General features: G+C 70.6%; 20 protein-coding genes and 1 tRNA gene. 6 read left to right on the top strand and 15 right to left on the bottom strand.

The genetic code is table 11. The features are described 5' to 3' along the window. Positions 1–77 precede the first annotated feature (77 nt). The 5 genes from gnd (at position 78) to JOE59_RS10835 (ending at position 3,104) form a co-directional block, all read left to right on the top strand. Positions 78–1,544 carry an NADP-dependent phosphogluconate dehydrogenase gene (gene gnd, locus JOE59_RS10815; RefSeq protein WP_374191123.1) on the top strand — a complete coding sequence of 489 codons (1,467 nt, stop codon included), beginning with the start codon at positions 78–80 and terminating at the stop codon, positions 1,542–1,544. A 41-nt stretch (positions 1,545–1,585) separates the two neighbouring features. Beyond that, the gene (locus JOE59_RS10820; protein WP_204460449.1) at positions 1,586–1,939 is read left to right on the top strand and encodes a YidH family protein; all 354 of its coding nucleotides are present in this window, start codon (positions 1,586–1,588) and stop codon (positions 1,937–1,939) included. Positions 1,940–1,957: 18 nt separating this feature from the next. After that, on the top strand, positions 1,958–2,296 hold the full coding sequence (locus JOE59_RS10825) for a DUF202 domain-containing protein (protein ID WP_204460451.1): 339 nt from the start codon (positions 1,958–1,960) through the stop codon (positions 2,294–2,296). After that, complete coding sequence (locus JOE59_RS10830; RefSeq protein WP_204460452.1) at positions 2,293–2,661, top strand: hypothetical protein; 369 nt, start codon at positions 2,293–2,295, stop codon at positions 2,659–2,661. Before JOE59_RS10825 ends, JOE59_RS10830 begins: the two co-directional genes overlap by 4 nt. An 89-nt stretch (positions 2,662–2,750) precedes the next feature. Continuing rightward, on the top strand, positions 2,751–3,104 hold the full coding sequence (locus JOE59_RS10835) for a VOC family protein (protein ID WP_204460453.1): 354 nt from the start codon (positions 2,751–2,753) through the stop codon (positions 3,102–3,104). A 22-nt stretch (positions 3,105–3,126) separates the two neighbouring features. Here JOE59_RS10835 and JOE59_RS10840 read toward each other — a convergent pair whose 3' ends face one another. The 5 genes from JOE59_RS10840 to JOE59_RS10860 form a co-directional block, all read right to left on the bottom strand. Then, positions 3,127–3,621, bottom strand: a complete 495-nt coding sequence (locus JOE59_RS10840; RefSeq protein ID WP_204460454.1) for a hypothetical protein — start codon at positions 3,619–3,621, stop codon at positions 3,127–3,129. Positions 3,622–3,631: 10 nt separating this feature from the next. After that, a complete protein-coding gene (locus JOE59_RS10845; RefSeq protein ID WP_374191137.1) occupies positions 3,632–5,335 on the bottom strand; it encodes a long-chain-fatty-acid--CoA ligase in 1,704 nt (567 codons plus the stop codon). A 6-nt stretch (positions 5,336–5,341) separates the two neighbouring features. Next, the gene (locus tag JOE59_RS10850; protein ID WP_204460456.1) at positions 5,342–6,319 is read right to left on the bottom strand and encodes a ribose-phosphate diphosphokinase; all 978 of its coding nucleotides are present in this window, start codon (positions 6,317–6,319) and stop codon (positions 5,342–5,344) included. 38 nt (positions 6,320–6,357) lie between these two features. Next, positions 6,358–7,800: a bifunctional UDP-N-acetylglucosamine diphosphorylase/glucosamine-1-phosphate N-acetyltransferase GlmU gene (gene glmU, locus JOE59_RS10855; protein ID WP_204460457.1), complete on the bottom strand. Its 1,443-nt coding sequence runs from the start codon at positions 7,798–7,800 to the stop codon at positions 6,358–6,360. Between the two features lie 53 nt (positions 7,801–7,853). Next, positions 7,854–7,925, bottom strand: a tRNA-Gln gene (locus JOE59_RS10860). A 131-nt stretch (positions 7,926–8,056) separates the two neighbouring features. Here JOE59_RS10860 and JOE59_RS10865 point away from each other — a divergent pair. After that, positions 8,057–8,548, top strand: a complete 492-nt coding sequence (locus tag JOE59_RS10865; protein ID WP_179552485.1) for a MarR family winged helix-turn-helix transcriptional regulator — start codon at positions 8,057–8,059, stop codon at positions 8,546–8,548. Between the two features lie 9 nt (positions 8,549–8,557). Here JOE59_RS10865 and JOE59_RS10870 read toward each other — a convergent pair whose 3' ends face one another. The 10 genes from JOE59_RS10870 to JOE59_RS10915 all read right to left on the bottom strand — a co-directional run bounded on the left by JOE59_RS10870 (position 8,558) and on the right by JOE59_RS10915 (position 19,364). After that, positions 8,558–9,217 (bottom strand): methionine ABC transporter permease, encoded by a 660-nt coding sequence (locus JOE59_RS10870; RefSeq protein ID WP_204460458.1) that lies wholly within the window; start codon positions 9,215–9,217, stop codon positions 8,558–8,560. After that, on the bottom strand, positions 9,217–10,245 hold the full coding sequence (locus JOE59_RS10875) for a methionine ABC transporter ATP-binding protein (protein WP_204460459.1): 1,029 nt from the start codon (positions 10,243–10,245) through the stop codon (positions 9,217–9,219). The genes JOE59_RS10870 and JOE59_RS10875 overlap by 1 nt, the downstream gene beginning before the upstream one ends. A gap of 118 nt (positions 10,246–10,363) precedes the next feature. Continuing rightward, positions 10,364–11,275, bottom strand: coding sequence for a MetQ/NlpA family ABC transporter substrate-binding protein (locus JOE59_RS10880; RefSeq protein ID WP_204460460.1), 912 nt, complete (start codon positions 11,273–11,275; stop codon positions 10,364–10,366). Positions 11,276–11,460: 185 nt separating this feature from the next. Next, positions 11,461–13,308 carry an ABC-F family ATP-binding cassette domain-containing protein gene (locus JOE59_RS10885; RefSeq protein ID WP_204460461.1) on the bottom strand — a complete coding sequence of 616 codons (1,848 nt, stop codon included), beginning with the start codon at positions 13,306–13,308 and terminating at the stop codon, positions 11,461–11,463. A 26-nt stretch (positions 13,309–13,334) separates the two neighbouring features. Beyond that, positions 13,335–14,264 (bottom strand): 4-(cytidine 5'-diphospho)-2-C-methyl-D-erythritol kinase, encoded by a 930-nt coding sequence (locus tag JOE59_RS10890; RefSeq protein ID WP_204460462.1) that lies wholly within the window; start codon positions 14,262–14,264, stop codon positions 13,335–13,337. Positions 14,265–14,273: 9 nt separating this feature from the next. Next, the gene (locus JOE59_RS10895; protein ID WP_204460464.1) at positions 14,274–14,861 is read right to left on the bottom strand and encodes a DUF4287 domain-containing protein; all 588 of its coding nucleotides are present in this window, start codon (positions 14,859–14,861) and stop codon (positions 14,274–14,276) included. A gap of 21 nt (positions 14,862–14,882) precedes the next feature. Further along, positions 14,883–15,755: a 16S rRNA (adenine(1518)-N(6)/adenine(1519)-N(6))-dimethyltransferase RsmA gene (rsmA, locus tag JOE59_RS10900; RefSeq protein WP_204460465.1), complete on the bottom strand. Its 873-nt coding sequence runs from the start codon at positions 15,753–15,755 to the stop codon at positions 14,883–14,885. Further along, a complete protein-coding gene (locus tag JOE59_RS10905) occupies positions 15,752–16,660 on the bottom strand; it encodes a TatD family hydrolase (RefSeq protein WP_307837035.1) in 909 nt (302 codons plus the stop codon). The genes rsmA and JOE59_RS10905 overlap by 4 nt, the downstream gene beginning before the upstream one ends. A gap of 22 nt (positions 16,661–16,682) precedes the next feature. Continuing rightward, entirely contained in the window at positions 16,683–18,242 is a 1,560-nt protein-coding gene (metG, locus tag JOE59_RS10910; RefSeq protein ID WP_204460467.1) for a methionine--tRNA ligase, read from the bottom strand. 9 nt (positions 18,243–18,251) lie between these two features. After that, on the bottom strand, positions 18,252–19,364 hold the full coding sequence (locus JOE59_RS10915) for an NADP-dependent oxidoreductase (RefSeq protein ID WP_204460469.1): 1,113 nt from the start codon (positions 19,362–19,364) through the stop codon (positions 18,252–18,254). Positions 19,365–19,474 lie beyond the last annotated feature (110 nt).

A 19,474-nucleotide genomic window follows, 5' to 3' on the forward strand; every position in this document is an offset into this window, starting at 1 on the left:
ACCTCTCAGCAACGTCGCGCAACGGTGAGCCTCGCTCACAGTACGCTGGACTCGATCCCAGAAAACTCACGAGGAGAGTGTTCGTGCCTGCATCAGCATCAGCAAACATCGGCGTCGTCGGACTCGCGGTCATGGGGTCGAACCTCGCGCGCAATCTCGCGAGCCGTGAGGGAAACACCGTCGCGGTGTTCAACCGCTCCCCCGAGCGCACCCGTACGCTGACGACCGAGCACCCCGAGGCCGGATTCGTCGCCTCCGAGAGCTACGACGACTTCGTCGCCTCGCTCGCCAAGCCCCGCACGGCGATCATCATGGTGCAGGCGGGCAAGGGCACCGACGCGGTCATCTCCGAACTCGTCGCCCGCTTCGAGCCGGGCGACATCATCGTCGACGGCGGCAACGCGAACTTCCACGACACCATCCGCCGCGAGGGCGAGATCGCCCCCACCGGCATCCACTTCGTCGGCACCGGCATCTCGGGCGGCGAGGAGGGCGCACTGAACGGCCCCTCGATCATGCCCGGCGGCTCCGCCGAGTCCTACGAGACCCTCGGCCCGATCCTCGCCTCGATCGCCGCGGTCGCCGAGGGCGAGCCGTGCGTCACCCACGTCGGCACCGACGGCGCGGGCCACTTCGTCAAGATGGTGCACAACGGCATCGAGTACGCCGACATGCAGCTCATCGCCGAGGCCTACGACCTCATCCGGCAGGGCACGGGCAAGTCCCCCGCCGAGATCGCCGACATCTTCGCCGAGTGGAACACGGGCGAGCTCGAGAGCTACCTCATCGAGATCACGGCAGAGGTGCTGCGCCAGACGGATGCCGCGACCGGCCTGCCGCTCGTCGACGTCATCCTCGACGAGGCGGGCGCCAAGGGCACCGGCGCATGGACCGTGCAGAACGCCCTCGACCTCGGCGTGCCGACCTCGGGTATCGCCGAGGCGGTCTTCGCCCGCAGCCTCTCCTCGAAGCGTGCGCAGCGCGAAGCGGCTTCCGACCTGCCCGGCCCGGCCGAGGCGTGGACGGTCGCCGACGGCGACGCCGACGCGTTCATCGAAGACGTGCGCCTCGCGCTCTACGCGTCGAAGATCATCGCCTACTCGCAGGGCTTCGACGAGATCATCGCCGGTGCCGAGCAGTACGGCTGGGACGTCAAGAAGGGCGACATCGCGAAGATCTGGCGTGCCGGATGCATCATCCGCGCCCGCTTCCTGAACCGCATCGCCGATGCCTACGCCGACGACCCCGCGCTCGTCGCGCTCGTCGTCGCCCCGTACTTCCGCGACGCCGTCGCGGGCGCGCAGGAGGCGTGGCGCCGGGTCGTCGCGATCGCGGCGCAGTCCGGCATCCCGACCCCCGCGTTCTCGTCGTCGCTCGCCTATTACGACGGCCTGCGCGCGAAGCGCCTGCCGGCTGCGCTCATCCAGGGCCAGCGCGACTTCTTCGGCGCGCACACCTACAAGCGGGTCGACCGGGCCGGCGTGTTCCACACCCTCTGGTCGGGCGACCGCTCCGAGATCGAGACCACGCCCTCCTCGCACTGAGGCCCGGCGCACCGACACCGAGCACGGAACAGGCGGCGAGCATGCGCGACCCGAAGTGGCGTGACGAGGGCGAGGAACCCGACTACCGGTTCACCCTCGCCAACGAACGCACGTTCCTCGCATGGATCCGCACGGCGCTCGCGCTCCTCGCGGGCGGCGTGCTGCTGCACCAGTTCGCGACGGAGCTCGATCCGCGCCTCGTCGTGACCGTGCTCTCGACGGGCCTCGGTGTCGTCGCGGCCGTGCTCAGCGTCGTGTCGTACACGCGGTGGCGCGCCAACGAGATCGCGATCCGGAACGGCCGCCCGCTCCCGTTCAGCTGGGTGCTGCCCGCGCTCGCTGCAGTCTGCCTCCTGACGAGCGCCGTGCTCGTGGTGCTGCTGCTCGTGGCCTGATGGCTGTGGACGACTGACATGGCCGCGCACAGCGTTCCCGCACCGGGCGACCCCGGGCTCCAGCCCGAGCGCACCGCGCTCGCGTGGAGTCGCACGGCGCTCGCGCTCGCGGTCAACGCGTTGCTCTCGATGCGTGCGGGGTTCGTCACCGGGCAGCCGCTGCTCGTCGCCGTCGGGGCGCTGCTGTTCGCGGCATCCGGTGCCGCCGTCGCGATCGGCACGGTGCGACGCCGCCAGCTCGCCGGGCACCGGCTCGTGATCACTCCCCCGCGCGGTGCGCTCGTGGGCGTCGCGGCGGCGACGCTGCTCGCGAGCGCCGGCGGCATCGCCTCGATCTTCGCGGAGGGTGCCGCGTGAGCGAGCCGCATCCCGAGCTGCACGGCGACGACGACGATGACTCGCGCGACCCCGTGTTCGGCGAACGGCGGCGGCGAGCCATCCGCATCACGGTGCTCGTCGCCCTCTGCGCCATGCTGCTGCCCATCGTGCTCTCGGTCTTCGGCACGGCCCAGTCGGCCGCGCAGCGCTCCTGCGCGGTCTACGCCGCCCAGTTCGACACGGAGGCCGCCGGCGCCCGCGTCTCGTTCGACCTCTTCGCCCGCGGCGGACCGGGCTGGCAGTGCTTCGCGATCGGCGAGAACGGCGCCGAGACGCTCATCGCCGAGCTGGGGCTGCTGCCCGGGGCTCCGCGCCCGATCGACCCCGACGAACGCGACGCCTGAGGGCCGGGCGCACACCGCCGCGATCGCGCCCTGATGGCGCCGGCACCGTCACCCGATGTATCTTGATATCGAGAGACTTTGGAGGCCGGATGCTGCACCACGTCCAACTCGCATGTCCGCCCCGGCACGAGGCCGCGCTCCGCGACTTCTACGTCGGAGTGCTCGGGTTCACCGAACTCGAGAAACCCGCGGTGCTCGCCGGTCGAGGCGGATGCTGGTTCCGTGGCCACGGCATCGAGCTGCACCTGGGCGTCGACCCCGACTTCCGCCCGGCGACGAAGGCGCATCCCGGGCTCCTCGTCACCGATCTCGACGACTGGGCGGGCAGACTCCGCAGCGCGGGGTACCCCGTGCGGTTCGACGACGACTTCCCGGGCATGCGTCGCTTCTACAGCGAGGACTGCCACGGCAACCGGCTCGAATTCCTCGAGCCGATCGGCTGACGCCCGCGGCGGTTCGCCCGACTCACTCCTCGGGCAGGAACACCCGCTTGTACTTTCGGCCGTCGGCGAGCTCGACCGTCTCGGCGCGGAGCAGACCGCGCGTGACCCGCTGGTAGATCGCCTGCGGCGTCACACCGAGCTTCGCCGCGGCCTCGGAGACCGAGAGACCCGGCAGCTCGGTCGGCACGCTCGACGGGCGCTCGCGCTTGCGTTTGCGGCTCGCCTCGTGCCGTGCCTCGATCTCATCGTCGTCGCCCGCCCAGCGGTACTTCGCCGCCGAGGCGCTGAGGCCCGCGGCATCCGCGATCTCGTCCCACGTGCGCCCGGCGCCGATCGCCTCGCGCACCGCTTCGAGCGATGCCGGGTCGGCCTCGAGGGCTGCGGCGAGCGAGCGGATGCCCCGGAGCCGCTCGAGCGGCGAGGCATCCGTCTCGTCGTCGGAGACGTCGCCGTGCAGTGCGTCGAGGCCCATGAGCTCGGCGAGCGCGCGGGCGGTCTCGGCGGAGAGGAACGACACGGCGGCCCGCTCAGCCGTTCAGCAGGCCGTTGCGCACCTCGCGGCGCAGCACCTTGCCGATGAGCGACTTCGGGAGCTCATCGGCCTGCACGATGCGCTTCGGCACCTTGTACGGCGTGAGTCCGTCGCGCACGAAGTCGCGCAGCGCCGCCTCGTCGAGGGTGGCACCGTCGCGCAGCACGACCACGGCGACGACCTGCTCGCCCGAGTGCTCGTCGGGCAGGCCGACGACCGCGGCCTCCTCGACGTCGGCGTGGGCGCGCAGCGCCTCCTCGACCTCGCTCGGCGCGACGTTGAAGCCGCCCGTGATGATGAGCTCCTTGATGCGGTCGACGATGCGCACGAAGCCCTCGTCGTCGATCGAGACGATGTCGCCGGTGCGGTACCAGTCGGCGCCGCCGTCGGTTGCGGGCACGAAGACGGCCTCGGTCTCCTCGGGCTTCATCCAGTAGCCCGAGAACACCTGCGGGCCCCGCACGACGAGTTCGCCCTCAGCGCCGGTCGCCACGTCGGTGCCGGGAGATTCGGGATCGACGACGCGCACCTCGGTCGACGGCAGCGGCAGGCCGACCGTGCCGGCCTTGCGGTTCGGTGCGACGGGGTTCGCCATGAGCACGGGCGAGCACTCCGAGAGGCCGTAGCCCTCGACGAGGTACCCGCCGGTCTCCGCCTCCCAGGGCTCGACGACGGCGGCCGAGAGCGGCATGGCGCCCGAGATCGCGATGCGGATGCCGTCGAGCGAGACGCCCTCGGCGACCGCGGCCTTGGTGAGCCGGTCGTAGATCGGCGGCACGGCGGGCAGGAACGTCGGCGGATGCCGCTTCACGACCTTCAGCACGAGATCGGGATCGAACTTCGGGAACAGCACGAGGCGCGCGCCCATGCTCATCGCGAAGGTCAGGCAGAGCGTGAGCCCGTAGGCGTGGAACATCGGCAGCACCGCGTACACGACCGAGGTGCCGCGTTCGATCTCGGGCACCCACGCGCGCGCCTGCGCCGCGTTCGCGCCGAGGTTGCCGTGCGTGAGTGTCGCGCCCTTCGGGCTGCCGGTCGTGCCGCTCGTGTACTGGATCACGGCGACGTCGGAGACCTCGGGGCCGATGATGTGCGCGTCGATCGGCTCGGCGCCGACGATCTTCTCCCACGAGGTCGTGCCGCGCACGGCCGTGGTGAGGGCGGCGCGGGACTCGCGGGCCTTCGCGATCGGCAGGCGCAGCATCGCACGCATCGTGAAGGGCATGGCACGGGTCACGTCGACCGAGATGATCGTCTGCACCGCGACATCCGACGGGAACGCCTGGATCGTCTCGACGACGTTGTTCCAGGCGATGACGACGCGCGCGCCGTGGTCTTCGAACTGGTGCCGGAGTTCACGCGGGGTGTAGAGCGGGTTGTGCTCGACCACGATCGCACCGAGCCGCAGCACCGCGTAGAACGCGACGATGTGCTGGGGGCAGTTCGGCAGCACGAGGGCGACCGGGTCGCCCTTCTGCACGCCGAGCAGCCGCAGGCCCTCGGCGGCGCGCTCGATCTGCTCGCCGAGCTCGCCGTAGCTCGTGGTGCGGCCGAAGAACTCGAGCGCGACGTTGTCGGGGTAGGTCTCGACCGACGTGCGGATGAGGTCGGCGAGCGAGCCGGTCTCGGCCGGGAGGTCGGTCGGCACCCCCGCGGCGTAGCTCGAGAGCCAGGGGCGAGGTGTCGTGATGGTCACGATCGCGCCTTACGCCGCACCGTCGAACATGCTCGTGACCGAGCCGTCTTCGAACACCTCGTGGATCGCCCGGGCCAGGAGCGGCGCGATGGGCAGCACTGTAAGGCGATCCCAGCGCTTCGCCTCGGGGATCGGCAGGGTGTCGGTGACGACGACGCGGTCGATGAAGTCGGACTGCAGGATCTCGGTGGCCGGGTCGGAGAACACGGCGTGCGTCGCGGCGACGACGACACCGGTGGCGCCGGCCGCCTTCAGCGCCTCTGCGGCCTTCACGATCGTTCGGCCCGTGTCGATGAGGTCGTCGACGAGCAGGCACACGCGGCCCTCGACCGGGCCGATGATCTCGTGCACCGAGACCTGGTTCGGCACGAGCGGGTCGCGGCGCTTGTGGATGATGGCGAGCGGCACGCCGAGCTTGTCGCTCCAGATGTCGGCGACGCGCACGCGGCCCATGTCGGGCGAGACGACGGTGAGCGTCGAGGGGTCGAGGGAGTTCTTGAACTCCTCGAGCAGGACGGGCATCGCGAACAGGTGGTCGACGGGGCCGTCGAAGAAGCCCTGGATCTGCGCGGCGTGCAGGTCGATCGACATGATGCGATCGGCACCGGCGGCCTTGAAGAGGTCGGCGACGAGACGGGCCGAGATGGGCTCGCGACCGCGGCCCTTCTTGTCTTGGCGCGCGTACGGGTAGAACGGTGCGACGACCGTGATGCGCTTGGCCGAGGCGCGCTTCAGCGCGTCGATCATGATGAGCTGCTCCATGAGCCACTCGTTGATCGGCGAGGTGTGCGACTGGATCACGAACGCGTCGCACCCGCGCACGCTCTCGTCGTAGCGGGCGTAGATCTCGCCGTTGGCGAAGGTGCGCGCATCGGTCGGCACGAGGTCGGCGCCGAGCTCGGCGGCGATCTCGGTGGCCAGCGACGGGTGCGCCCGCCCCGACACGAGTACGAGGCGTTTCGAACCGGTGGTCTCGATTCCCGACATGTCTCGGTGTGTCCTCTCCACCCGCCTCGGCCGGTGCGTCAGTCGGCAGCGGGGCCCGTCGTCTCGGCGGCGGCGGCTGCCTCAGCAGCCGCGGAGCCGGCTCGATGCGTCTGGACCCATCCCTCGATATTGCGTTGCGGCGCCACGTTCACGGCGAGTGCGCCGGCGGGGACGTCTTTGCGGACGACGGTGCCGGCACCCGTGTAGACGCCGTCACCAATCCTAACGGGCGCGACGAAGACGCCGTGCGAGCCGGTGCGCACGTGCGAGCCGATCTCGGTGCGGTGCTTGTTCACGCCGTCGTAGTTCGCGGTGATCGACCCTGCGCCGACGTTCGAGTGCTCGCCGATCGTGGTGTCGCCGATGTAGCTGAGGTGGGGCACCTTGCTGCCCTCGCCGATGTTCGCGTTCTTCGTCTCGACGAAGGCGCCGATCTTGCCGTCGGCACCGAGCACCGTGCCCGGTCGCAGGTACGAGAAGGGCCCGACGGTGGCCCCCGCGCCGACGACCGCGAGGGTGGCGTCGGTGCGCTTGACCTCGGCGTTCTCGCCGATCTCGCAGTCGACGAGCGTGGTGTCGGGGCCGACGATCGCGCCGGTGGCGATGAGCGTCGCCCCCTTCAGCTGCGTGCCGGGGCGGATCGTGACGTCGGGCTCGATGCGCACGGCGAGGTCGATCCAGGTCGTCGTGGGGTCTTCGATCGTGACGCCGGCGAGCTGCCAGCCGCGCACGATGAGCGCGTTCAGGCGGGCGGCGGTCTCGGAGAGCTGCGCGCGGTCGTTGATGCCGGCGACGAGCCACGGCTCGGACACCGGAACGGCCTCGACCTCGGAGCCGGCGGCGCGCAGCAGGCCGATCACGTCGGTGAGATACTTCTCGCCCTGCGCGTTGTCGGTCGTGAGGTTCGCGAGCTGGTCGCGGAGCGCGGCCGCACCGAACGCGTAGATGCCCGCGTTGATCTCGGCGATGGCGCGCTCGTCGTCGCTCGCGTCCTTCTGCTCGACGATGCGGTCGAAGAGCCCGGCGGCGTCGCGCACGACGCGGCCGTAGCCGGTGGGGTCGTCGTAGACGGCCGAGAGCACGGATGCCTCGGCGGCATCCGCCCGGTGCTGCTCGAGGAAGGCGGCGAGGGTGTCGGCGTTCAGGAGCGGCACGTCGCCGTTCAGCACGAGCACCTCGCCCGCGAAGTCGGCGGGAAGCGCGGCGATCGCCTGCTCGACCGCGCGGCCGGTGCCCGGGATCTCGTCTTGATCGACGATGATCGTGCCCGGCAGCTCGCGCTCGACCACCGTGGCGACGAGGTCGCGCTCGTGGCGCACGACGGCGACGATGTGCACGGCCTCGAGGGCACGCGCGGTGGCCAGCACGTGCGCGACGATCGGCGCACCGGCCAGCGGGTGCAGCAGCTTGGGCACGGCGGACTTCATGCGCGTGCCCTGGCCTGCGGCGAGGACGATGATGGCGAGGTTCTGGTCGGTCATTCGCGCGTATTCCTATCGGTGCAGTCGTGGGATCGTTCGGGCGGCCGTTCCGGCTCCGCCACCAGGATTCGAACCTGGACCGAACAGCTCCAAAGGCTGCCGTGCTGCCGTTACACTATGGCGGATCGCTCGGGGCCGAGCCCGTGCGCGACAACCAGTCTGCCATGCCCCGGCCGTCGGCAATGAGCGGCCGGTACCCCGCGGCATCCGTCGACATCTGCGGTCCCGCCCCGTCCGCGCGCGGGATAATGACGGGATGACCGATGCTGACGAGGTCGACCGGATCGTCGACGACTGGGAGCGCGAGCGCCCCGACCTCGATTTCGCCCCCCTGCAGGTGCTCTCGCGCGTCGCGCGCCTTGCGAAGCACCTCGATCGTGCGCGGCGGCAGGCCTTCGCCCGATCGGAGTTGGAGTCGTCGGAGTTCGACGTGCTCTCGGCCCTCCGCCGTGCGGGCGCGCCATACCGGCTCTCCCCCAAGCAACTGCTCCAGCAGACGCTCGTCTCCAGCGGCACCATGACCAACCGCATCGACCGGCTCGTCGAGCGCGGCCTCGTGACGCGCCAGACCGACCCCAACGACGGCCGCGGCATCCTCGTCGAGATGAGCGGCGCCGGCCTCACCCGGGTCGACGCAGCGATCACGCGACTCGTCGACGCCGAGGCCGAGCTGTTGCGGAGCCTCCCGGCCGCGGAGCAGAAACGGCTCGCCGGGCTGCTGCGCAAGCTCAGCCTCGGATTCGACTGAACGGCGCGACTAGCGTCGCATGACCTTGCGGGCGAGCCAGTTTCCGAGGAACTGCAGGCTCTGCACGAAGATCACGATGAGCAGCAGCGCCGCCCAGGTGATCGCCGGCTGGAACTGCCGGTAGCCGTAGACGAGGGCGAAGTTTCCGAGGCCGCCGCCGCCGATGAAGCCGGCCATCGCCGTCATGTCCACGATCGCCACGAGGATGAAGGTGTAGCCGAGGATCAGCGGCCCGAGCGCTTCGGGAATCACGACGGTGCAGAGGATCCGGATCGGCCCGGCGCCCATCGCCCGCGCGGCCTCCACGGTGCCCGGCGACACCGTGACGAGGTTCTGCTCGACGATGCGCGAGATCGCGAACGACGACGCGATGGAGAGCGAGAAGATGAGCGCGTCGTTGCCGATGCCGATGCCGATCACGTAGCGAGCGAGCGGCTGCACCGCGGCGAGGAAGATGATGAACGGGATCGGCCGGAAGAAGTTGATGACCACGTTCACGATGTTGAACACCGCGCGATTGGACAGCAGGCTTCCGGGCCGCGTCGCGTAGAGCACCACGCCGAGCAGGAGCCCGAAGAACCCGCCGATGATGAGCGTGGCCGCGACCATGTAGAGCGTCTCGGCCGCGGCGACCCAGAATTCGGGGCCGAGTTCGAACAGGCGATCCATCACGGCACCTCCGTCACGTCGACGCGGGAGGATATCTCGGCGAGCACCGCGTCGACCGCGGCATCCGCACCCCTGATCGCGAGGGTGAGGTGACCGAACGCCCGGCCCTGGATGTCGTTGATACCGCCGTAGACGAGCTCGAACTCGACGCCGGCGGTCGCGAGCGCGACGAAGACCGCGGCCTGCGAGGCGTCGCCGTCGCGGAACGAGATCGTGACGATGCGACCCTCGTGCCGTTCGCGCAGCACATCCAGCTCTGCGGGCGAGGGGATGCCCTTCACGACGGTGCCGACGAAGCGCTGCGACGACGGGTTCTGCGGGTTCGAGAACACGTCGAACACGTCGCCGTGCTCGATCACGCGGCCGCCGTCCATGACCGCGACCTTCGTCGCGATCGACTGGATGACGTCCATCTCATGCGTGATGACGATGATGGTCACCCCGAACTCGCGGTTCACGCGCTTCAGGAGCGCCAGCACCTCCTGCGTCGTCTCGGGGTCGAGTGCGCTCGTCGCCTCGTCGGCGAGCAGGAGCCGCGGCGAGGTCGCGAGTGCGCGGGCGATGCCGACGCGCTGCTTCTGCCCGCCCGAGAGCTGGTCGGGATAGCTCCTCGCCTTGCCGGTGAGCCCGACGAACTCGAGCAGTTCGTCGACGCGCGCCGCGATCTCGCGCTTCGATGCCCCGGCGACCTGCAGCGGGTACGCGATGTTCGCCCGGACGGTCTTCGAGTTGAAGAGGTTGAACTGCTGGAAGATCATGCCGATACCGAGCCGGATGCCGCGGAGCTCTCGCTCCGGCATGGTCGTGATCTCGCGGCCGTCGACCTCGATCGAGCCCGACGTCGCGGGTTCGAGCGCGTTCACGAGCCGCACGAGCGTGGACTTGCCGGCACCCGAGTAGCCGATGATTCCGTACACGTCACCGGGTTCGATCTCGAGGCTCACGCCGTCGATCGCGACGACGGGCGGGGCCCCCTTCTCCGGTGCCGGGTACGTCTTGGTGACGTTGCGCAGGGCGACGAGCGCCATGGTGTTCTCCTTCAACGCCGAACCGGGCGGCGGGCACCGGGTCTCGGTGCCCGCCGCCCGTCGGCGAGTGGTCGATCGCCTGAGTCGATCCGGATCGCTCCGGTCGGAACTCGGCGGATCAGCCCTTGGCTGCCTCGGTGTCGGCCTCGACCTTGGCGAGCGACTTCTCGAGGTCGGCGACGGGGGTCTGCACCGAGACGCCGGTGCCGCCGGACGCCTCGAGGAGGCCGGCCTGCACCTCGGGGTCGGTCTGGAAGATCTCGACGAGCTTCAGGTAGGTCTCGTTGTCCGCGTCTTCGGCTCGGGTCGCGAAGATGTTGACGTACGGCAGCGCGTTCGGGTCGGTCGGGTCGTCCTGGGCGATCGCGTCGTCGAAGCTGAGACCGGCGTCGGCGACGTAGTCGTTGTTGATGACGGCTGCGGCCACGTCGGGCAGCGACGTCGGCGTGAGCGAGGCCTCGAGCGCGGTGACCTTGACCTTCGACGCCGACTCGTCGACGTCGGCGAGGTCGGAGAAGATCGTGCCGCCGCTCTTCAGTTCGATGAGGCCGGCCGACTGCAGCACGAGCAGCGCCCGCGCCTGGTTCGAGGCGTCGTTCGGCACGGCGACCGTCTCGCCCTTCGGGATGTCCTTGACCGAGTCGTACTTCGTCGAGTAGAGCCCGAGCGGGTAGATCGCGGTCGAGCCGATGGGCGCGAGGTCCTCACCGGACGCCACGTTGTAGTCGGCGAGGTAGACGATGTGCTGGAACTGGTTCAGGTCGAGCTCGCCCTCGGTGGTCGCCGGGTTCGGCTGGGCGTAGTCCGAGAAGTCGACGAGCTCGATCTCGATGCCCGCGTCGGCTGCGGCCTCCTCGAAGGCGGCCCACTGCGGGTCGGCCTTGCCGACGACGCCGATCGTGATGACCTCGTTCGCGGCGTCGCCCTCACCCGCGGCCGGAGCGGCGCATGAGGCGAGGCCGAAGACGAGCGGCACTGCGGCGAGCGCGGCGATGAGCTTCGTCTGACGTGACTGGTGCTGACGTGACATGGTGGTTCCCTTTCGCTGTGGTGCACGCGATCGGGGTGCTGTTGGCGTGGAGCAGGCATGGCTCCGCCACACGTGGTTGACGGTGGGGGCTTCGATGCCGCGATCGCGGGTGCACGAACAACGCTAAGCGAAGATTCTTTGCCCTCTCCACGCCAGGGTCACAGTGCGTCACAGCATCTGCGACGCTATGCCTCCAGCGACTCGGAAACTTCGAGCCAGCGGGTTTCGAGGTCGGCGACGGATGCCTCGAGCTCGCGCAGCGTGTCGCCGAGCGCCCCCAGTCCGACGTAGTCGCCCTGGTCGTGCACCGCGAGCTTCTCGTGCTGCGCCGCGATCTGGGCCGCCAACTTCTCGAGCTTGCGGTCGATCGAGGCGAGCTCCTTCTCGGCGTTGCGCTTGTCGGCGCCCGCGAGCGAGCTCACCGTTCCCGCGGACGCCGCCGTCGCGGCTGCAGGCTGCGGCGTCGTCGACGCGCCCGGAGACGCGGTGGCCGCGGCATCCGATGCCCTGCGCAGCTCGAGGTACTGCTCGACGCCCCGCGGCAGGTCGCGCAGGTGACCGTCGAGGATCGCGAACTGGCGATCGGTGACGCGCTCGATCAGGTATCGGTCGTGCGAGACGACGAGCAGCGTGCCGGGCCACGAGTCGAGCAGGTCCTCGATGGCGGCGAGCATGTCGGTGTCGAGGTCGTTGGTCGGCTCGTCGAGGATGAGCACGTTCGGCTCCTGCAACAGGATGAGCAGGAGCTGGAGGCGCCGCTTCTGCCCGCCCGACAGGTTCTTGACCGGCGTCGACAGCTGCGCCGTCGTGAAGCCGAGCCGCTCGAGCAGTTGCCCGGGCGTCATCTCCTTGTCGCCGACCTGGTAGCTCGATCGCTGCTCGGCGACGACCGCGGAGACCCGCGAGTCGGCCCACTCGGTGAGCTCGTTCAACTCTTGGCTGAGGGTCGCGATGCGCACCGTCTTGCCGCGCTTGACACGCCCGCTCGTCGGCTCGACGGCGCCCGTCACGAGCCCGAGCAACGTCGACTTGCCCGCGCCGTTGACGCCGAGGATGCCCGTGCGCTCGCCGGGCGCGATGCGCCACTCGACGTCGTGCAGCACCGTGCGCGTCGCCGGCTCGCCCGTCACCGGGTCGACCATCGGGAACTGCACCGACACGTCGATGAGGTCGACGACGTCCTTGCCGAGGCGCGAGACCGCGAGCCGGTCGAGCTCGACCTTGTTGCGGATGGGCGGCTCGTTCGCGATGAGCTCGTTCGCCGCGTCGATGCGGAACTTGGGCTTCGACGTGCGTGCGGGGGCTCCGCGGCGCAGCCACGCGAGCTCCTTGCGCATGAGGTTCTGGCGCTTCGCCTCGGATGCCGCGGCGGAGCGGTCGCGCTCGACGCGCTGCAGCACGTAGGCCGCGTAGCCGCCCTCGAAGGGCTCGACGATGCCGTCGTGCACCTCCCACGTGGCGGTGCAGACCTCGTCGAGGAACCACCGGTCGTGCGTCACGACGACGAGCGCGCCGGAATCGGCGGGCCAGCGGCGCTTGAGGTGCCCGGCGAGCCAGGCGATGCCCTCGACGTCGAGGTGGTTCGTGGGCTCGTCGAGGAAGACGACGTCCCAGTCCCCGACGAGGAGTGCGGCAAGACCGACGCGGCGACGCTGGCCGCCCGAGAGGCTCGCGATCTGACCGTGCCACGGCACGTCGCCGAGGAGGCCGGCGATGACGTCGCGCACTTTCGCGTCGCCCGCCCAGACGTGCTCCTCGATGCCGCCGACGACGAACTCGGCCACCGTCTTGCCCGGGTCGACGACGTCGGACTGGTCGAGCGTGCCGATGCGGATGCCGCGGCGATGTGTGACCCGACCACCGTCGGCCGAGAGCCGGCCGTCGAGGAGCTTCAGGAGCGTGGACTTGCCGTCGCCGTTGCGGCCGACGACGCCGATGCGGTCGCCCTCGTCGATGCCGAGGGTGACCTCGTCGAAGACGACGCGCGTCGGGAATTCGAGGTGCAGGCGCTCGGCGCCGAGAAGGTGTGCCATGTCCCTCCGAGCCTACTTGCAGTTGCTCAGCCCGAGACGATGCGCGCCCCGTGCACCGCCCCGTGCACGTGCACGGCGTGCAGGCGCGCGGCTGAGAGCGCCACCTGCAGTTCGAGCGCCGAGTCGGTGCCGTCGACGAGGAACGCGACCGTCGGGCCCGACCCCGAGACGAGCCCGGCGAGCGCGCCGTGCGCCGCCCCGAGTTCGAGGATGCCTCCGAGCCCGGGGGCGAGGCTGAGCGCCGCCGCCTCGAGGTCGTTGTGCAGCGACCCCGCGAGTCGATGGGCATCGCCGGCCCGGAGCGCCTGCAGCACGGCCGCATCGACGACCGGGGCTTCGTCAGTGACGAGTCCGAGCCGCGACGCGCGCTGGCGGTCGAGCTCCTGGTAGACGGCGGGGGTCGACAGCCCGAACTCGGCGACCGCGAGCACCCAGTGGAACGACCCGGTCGCCAGCGCCGGGCTGAGCTGGTCGCCGCGACCCGTGCCGATCGCCGTGCCACCCGAGAGGGCGAAGGGCACGTCGGCGCCGAGCTTGGCGGCGATGGCGTGCAGCTCCTCCTTCGCGAGGGCCGTGCCCCACAGGGCGTCGCACGCGACGAGCGTCGCCGCGGCATCGGCCGAGCCGCCGCCCATGCCGCCCGCGATCGGCACGTGCTTGTCGATCTCGAGGTGCACGCCGCCCGGCACGCCCGCGGTGCGCGCGAGCAGCTTCGCGGCCTTGATCGCGAGGTTCGAGCGATCGGTCGGCAGCCCGGAGGTGTCGATGCTGCCGCTGAACGCCACGCTGAACTCGTCGGCGGGCCAGGCCCGCACGTCCTCGTAGAGCGAGACCGCCTGATACGCCGTGGCGACGTCGTGATAGCCGTCGGATTGCACGCCGCCGACTCGCATGAAGAGATTGATCTTGCCGGGTGCCCGAACGTGCACTGCCTCGTCGGTCGCCGCGATCGTCATGGCTCCACGCTAACCGACCGAGTCGACGGTCACTGCGGCCAGCCAGCTGCGAAGCGTCTGCTTGGCACCCGCGAGGTCGTCGCCGCGGGCCATGCGCCCGCGCACCAGACCGATCGAGGTCTTGCCAGCACCGCGGGCCGACGCCGAAGCGAGCAGGAACTCGCCGCCGTCGAGCGGGAAGCGAGCGGTCGGGTACTTCGCCGCGAGGTTCAGGGCCAGCGGCCGGGCACCGGTCTGTGCGGTGACGACCGCGGCGAGTGCACGCAGCGCCGGCTCCACGTCGCCCGCGACGGTGCGCGTGACGCTCACCTCGAACGTGCCGTCCTGGCGTTGGCCGGGCAGCCGGATGCCGCGTGCCTGCTCGTACCCGACGGTGACGGCCTGCGCCCACCACGGGTCGACCCCGTGCTCGGTCACGAGCCGGTTCGCGATCGCCTGGTGCTTCCACCCCGTGGCGCCGGCCTCGTCGAGCAGCGCGAACCACTCCTCGCGGGGCCTTCCGGTCGCGCCGAGCACCGCGTCGTCGCCGATGCCGTCGGCGTTGCCGCCGACACCTCGGTCGCCGTCGGCCGGCATCCCCGTGTCCTGCTTCCCCACGGCACCCACGCTAGCGCGTGATCAGGCCGCGCGGGCGATGCGGAGGAAGTCGGCGACGGTGAGTTGCTCGCCGCGTTGCTGCGGGTCGACGCCCGCGGCCTCGAGCACGGCCGACGCCTGCGCCGACCCGCCGCCGAGCACCGTCGAGAGCGACTGGCGCAGCATCTTGCGTCGCTGCTGGAACGCGGCGTCGACGAGGGCGAACGTGGCGATGCGCTCGGCCTCGGTGCCGGGAGGATCCGCCCGTTCGAAGCCGACGAGCACGGAGTCGACGTTCGGCACCGGCCAGAAGACCATGCGCGAGACCTGGCCGGCGGTGCGCCAGTCGCCGTACCAGGCGGCCTTGACGCTCGGGGCGCCGTAGACCTTCGAGCCGGGCTCGGCGGCGAGCCGGTAGCCGACCTCGGCCTGCACCATCACGATGCCCGACTGCAGCGAGTCGAAGTGCTCGAGCAGGTGCAGCAGCACCGGCACCGAGATGTTGTACGGCAGGTTCGCGACGAGCCGCACCGGCTCGCCGGGCAGTTCGGTGACGCGCAGCGCGTCTTCGGTGACGACCGTGAGCGAGGTGCCGGGTTGCATGATGCCCGCGGTGTGCGGCAGCTGGGCGGCGAGGCGCTTGTCGATCTCGACGGCGATGACGGATGCCCCGGCCTCGAGCAGCCCGAGGGTCAGCGAGCCGAGGCCGGGCCCGATCTCGAGCACCGTCTCGCCCGACTGCACGCCCGCGGTCTGCACGATACGGCGTACGGTGTTCGCGTCGTGCACGAAGTTCTGGCCGAGCTTCTTCGTCGGCGTGACGTCGAGGAGTTCGGCCAGATCGCGGATCTCGGCCGGCCCGAGCAGGCGCGGCGCCGTCTCGGCGCCTTCGGCCGCATGCCGATGCGCGTTCACGCTCTCGCCCCCGTCACGGGCTCATCCTGCCACGAGCCGTACACCGCCACGGTGTTCGCCGCGAGCTGTTCGCAGAACTCGCCGAGGTCGGCGCCCAGCACCTCGGCCATGAATCGCACCGTGTGCGGCACGAGGTACGGCGCGTTCGGGCGGCCGCGGAGCGGCACGGGCGTGAGGTACGGGGCATCCGTCTCGACGAGGATGCGGTCGCGCGGCGCGACCCGCAGCGCCTCGCGGAGGTTCTCGGCGTTCTTGAACGTCACGTTGCCGGCGAACGAGAGGTACCAGCCCTCGTCGGCGGCGACCCGGGCGAGGTCCTCCCCACCCGAGAAGCAGTGGAACACCGTGCGGTCGGGCGCGCCGACCCGGCGCAGCGTCGACACGACGTCGTCGTGGGCATCGCGATCGTGGATCTGCAGGGCGAGCCCGTGCCGCTTCGCGATGTCGATGTGAGCCTCGAAGGAGCGGAACTGCGCGCCGCGCCCGTCTTCGCCGGTGCGGAAGAAGTCGAGCCCGGTCTCGCCGATCGCGCGCACCCGCGGGCGGGCGGCGAGCTCGTCGATCACGGAGAGGGCCTCGTCGAGGGTTCCGGATGCCTCGAGCTCGGGCGCCTCGTTCGGGTGCAGCGCGATCGCGGCGAGGAGTCGCGGCTCGAGCGCGGCGACCTCGGCCGACCAGCGCGACGTCGCGACATCCGTGCCGACCTGCACGGCCCCGGCGATGCCGACGGATGCCGCCCGCTCGAGGTGCTCGTGCACGTCGAGCGGCAGCGCGCCGTCGGCGATCTCGAGGTGCGTGTGGTTGTCGTAGACGGCAACGGGCAGCGGCTCGGGCGCTGGCGGGTACTCGGCGGCGCGGCCGCCGTCGGAGCGGGTGCGGAGGTGTGCGGGCGAGGGGTCGCTCACGCCGCTGCTGCTCCGAGCTGCATCATTCGGCCACCTCGACGCGCGGGAAGAGCCCCTCGAGCGGCGTGACCTGCGTGCCGGTCGTCCACTCATGGGCGCGGTCGATGCGCTGCTCCTGCACGGTGCCGGGCGCGCCGAGCGCGGTCCAGAGCTTCGCCGTGGCGACCGGCAGCACCGGCGAGAGCAGCACGGCGAGCGTGCCGAGGCCGTGGTACGCCGTGGCGAGCACCGTCTCGAGCCGATCGCGCTGCTCCGGGTCCTTCGCGAGGCTCCACGGCTCCTCGATCGTGAGGTAGCCGTTGAGGGCGTCGACGAGCTCCCACGCGGCGCCGATGGCCTCGTGGATCGCGAGGCGGTCGATGGCCTCCCAAGAGGCATCCGTCGCCCGGCGCTCGATGGCCGCGATCTCGATGTCGGCCGCCGTCAGCGTGCCCGCGGTGGGCACAGCGCCGTCGCAGTAGCGGTTGATCATGGCCACGACGCGCGAGGCGAGGTTGCCGAAGCCGTTCGCGAGCTCGGCCTGGTAGCGCGCCGCGAGGTCCTCCCACGAGAACGAGCCGTCTTGACCGAACGCGATCGCGCGAAGGAAGTAGTAGCGGAACGCGTCGGAGCCGAAGGTCTCGGTGATCTGCTCGGGGGCGATGCCCGTGAGCTTCGACTTCGACATCTTCTCGCCGCCCACGAGCAGCCAGCCGTGGCCGAACACGCCCTTCGGCACCTCGAGCCCGGCGGCCATGAGCATGGCCGGCCAGATCACGGCGTGGAAGCGCAGGATATCCTTTCCGATCACGTGCTGGGCGGGCCAACGACGTGCGAACTCCTCGTCGTCCTGCCCGTAGCCGACCGCGGTGATGTAGTTCAGCAGCGCGTCGAACCACACGTAGACCACGTGCGACTCGTCCCACGGGACCTTCACGCCCCAGTCGAACGTCGACCGCGAGATCGAGAGGTCGGCGAGGCCCGACTTCACGAACGAGACGGCCTCGTTGCGCGCGGACTCGGGCTGCACGAAGTCGGGGCGCTCCTCGTAGAGCGCGAGCAGCTTGTCGGCGAAGGCCGACATGCGGAAGAAGTAGTTCTTCTCGTGCAGCAGCTCGACCGGCTTCGAGTGGATCGCGCAGACCTGCTGGCCCTCGTACTCCCCCGTGCCCGCAACGAGGTCGGACGACTGCTTGTACTCCTCACAGCCGACGCAGTAATAACCCTCGTACTCGCCGGTGTAGATGTGGCCGTCGTCGTAGAGCTTCTGCAGGAACTTCTGCACGTTCCGCTCGTGCCGCTCCTCAGTGGTGCGGATGAAGTCGTCGTTGGCGATGCCGACCGTCTCGAGCAGCGGGACCCACGCCTCGGCGACGAGCTTGTCGGCCCACTCCTTGGGCGTCACGCCGTTGGCGGTCGCGGTGCGCAGGATCTTCTGGCCGTGCTCGTCGGTGCCCGTGAGCATCCAGGTGTCGTCGCCCGCCTGGCGGTGCCAGCGCGCGAGCACGTCGGCAGCGACCTCCGTGTAGGCGTGCCCGATGTGGGGCACGTCATTCACGTAGAAAATGGGCGTGGTGATATAGAACGAGGAGCCGTCGGCCATTCCCCAATCCTACGGGCGAGCGGATGTCCCGGAGTCCCGGTTACGCCGGCGGCGGCGAACGCTCCCGTCGAGGATGGCGGGAGGCACCGCCTCCTCCACCTCCATGTGCTGGTGCGGGGTCGATACGCCGAGCGTCACGTCCTGCTCCTTGATCGCGGGCTCGTGCACCCGCTGCCCCGGGTAGTCGACGATGCGCATGCCGAGCACGATCTTGCCGGGCGCCTCGCGCCGGTCGAGTGCCCGATAGGCGTCGGCGACCGACTCGAGCGGGAACACGTCGGCGATCGGCAGTCGCGCCCGCCGCGCTGCCACGAGCGCGGCGACGCGGCCGAGCGCCACGACGTCGCCGGCGTAGAGCTTGACCGCCTCCTCCTCCTGCACGGCGTCCCAGTCGAGCACCGTGAGGATCCGCGATCGCGGCACTCCCAGCGCGATCGCCGCATCGGTCTCCCCGCCGAGGAAGTCGAGGAAGCCGGTGATGGGTCCAGGGGCGACCGGCCGCACCCGCTCGGCGAGGTCGGGCCCGTACTCGACGGGCAGCACGCCGAACTGCCGCAGGAAGTCGAACCGCGTCTCGATGCTCGTGCCGATCACGGTGGCTCCCCGCATGCGGGCGAACTGGGCGGCGAGGCATCCGACCCCGCCCGCTGCCGCCGTGATGACGACCGTGTCGGAGGGCGTCAGCGCGAGCCCCTCGACAGCCGTCCATGCGGTCGTGCCCGCGACGTAGAGCGAGCCCGCCACCTCCCAGGTGAGTTCGGGCGGCTTCGTCAGCAGCTGCGCCTCGGGCACGAGCACATGGGTCGCATGTGCGCCACGATCGACGAACCCCATGACCTCGTCGCCGTGCGAGAACGACGAGACACCGGGGCCGGTCGCGGCGACGACCCCCGCGAGATCTCGGCCCTGCAGCGAGGGGAAGCTCACGGGCCAGCGCTCGGGATGGTCGCCGCGCCGGATCGCGCTCTCGACGGGGTTCAGCCCGGTCGCGAACACCGCGACGAGCACCTCGCCCTCTCCGGGCACCGGCATCGGCTCTTCGACGACCTCGAGCACCTCGGGTCCGCCGTGCTCGGAGAACCGGACGACGTGAGCCAGGTCGTGGGTCGGATCGTGAGTCATCTCGCACCTCCACCGCTCTACGGATAGTGCCATTCTCCGCCTGCCGGGAGGATTCCGACAGGGCTGGACACGGGGCACCGGCCCCCAGTAAGCGGTCCGGCGCGCGGCCC

Origin of the sequence: Agromyces cerinus (assembly GCF_016907835.1) — a bacterium.
GTDB lineage: Bacteria > Actinomycetota > Actinomycetes > Actinomycetales > Microbacteriaceae > Agromyces > Agromyces nitratus.

What these genes read in the sequence shown, in the direction of transcription:
- JOE59_RS10820 (WP_204460449.1), top strand. Translation starts at nt 1,586, where the DNA reads ATGCGCGACCCGAAGTGGCGTGACGAGGGCGAGGAACCCGACTACCGG.
- JOE59_RS10825 (WP_204460451.1), top strand. Translation starts at nt 1,958, where the DNA reads ATGGCCGCGCACAGCGTTCCCGCACCGGGCGACCCCGGGCTCCAGCCC.
- JOE59_RS10835 (WP_204460453.1), top strand. Translation starts at nt 2,751, where the DNA reads ATGCTGCACCACGTCCAACTCGCATGTCCGCCCCGGCACGAGGCCGCG.
- JOE59_RS10850 (WP_204460456.1), bottom strand. Translation starts at nt 6,319, where the DNA reads ATGTCGGGAATCGAGACCACCGGTTCGAAACGCCTCGTACTCGTGTCG.
- glmU (WP_204460457.1), bottom strand. Translation starts at nt 7,800, where the DNA reads ATGACCGACCAGAACCTCGCCATCATCGTCCTCGCCGCAGGCCAGGGC.
- JOE59_RS10865 (WP_179552485.1), top strand. Translation starts at nt 8,057, where the DNA reads ATGACCGATGCTGACGAGGTCGACCGGATCGTCGACGACTGGGAGCGC.
- JOE59_RS10870 (WP_204460458.1), bottom strand. Translation starts at nt 9,217, where the DNA reads ATGGATCGCCTGTTCGAACTCGGCCCCGAATTCTGGGTCGCCGCGGCC.
- JOE59_RS10875 (WP_204460459.1), bottom strand. Translation starts at nt 10,245, where the DNA reads ATGGCGCTCGTCGCCCTGCGCAACGTCACCAAGACGTACCCGGCACCG.
- JOE59_RS10880 (WP_204460460.1), bottom strand. Translation starts at nt 11,275, where the DNA reads ATGTCACGTCAGCACCAGTCACGTCAGACGAAGCTCATCGCCGCGCTC.
- JOE59_RS10885 (WP_204460461.1), bottom strand. Translation starts at nt 13,308, where the DNA reads ATGGCACACCTTCTCGGCGCCGAGCGCCTGCACCTCGAATTCCCGACG.
- JOE59_RS10890 (WP_204460462.1), bottom strand. Translation starts at nt 14,264, where the DNA reads ATGACGATCGCGGCGACCGACGAGGCAGTGCACGTTCGGGCACCCGGC.
- metG (WP_204460467.1), bottom strand. Translation starts at nt 18,242, where the DNA reads ATGGCCGACGGCTCCTCGTTCTATATCACCACGCCCATTTTCTACGTG.
- JOE59_RS10915 (WP_204460469.1), bottom strand. Translation starts at nt 19,364, where the DNA reads ATGACTCACGATCCGACCCACGACCTGGCTCACGTCGTCCGGTTCTCC.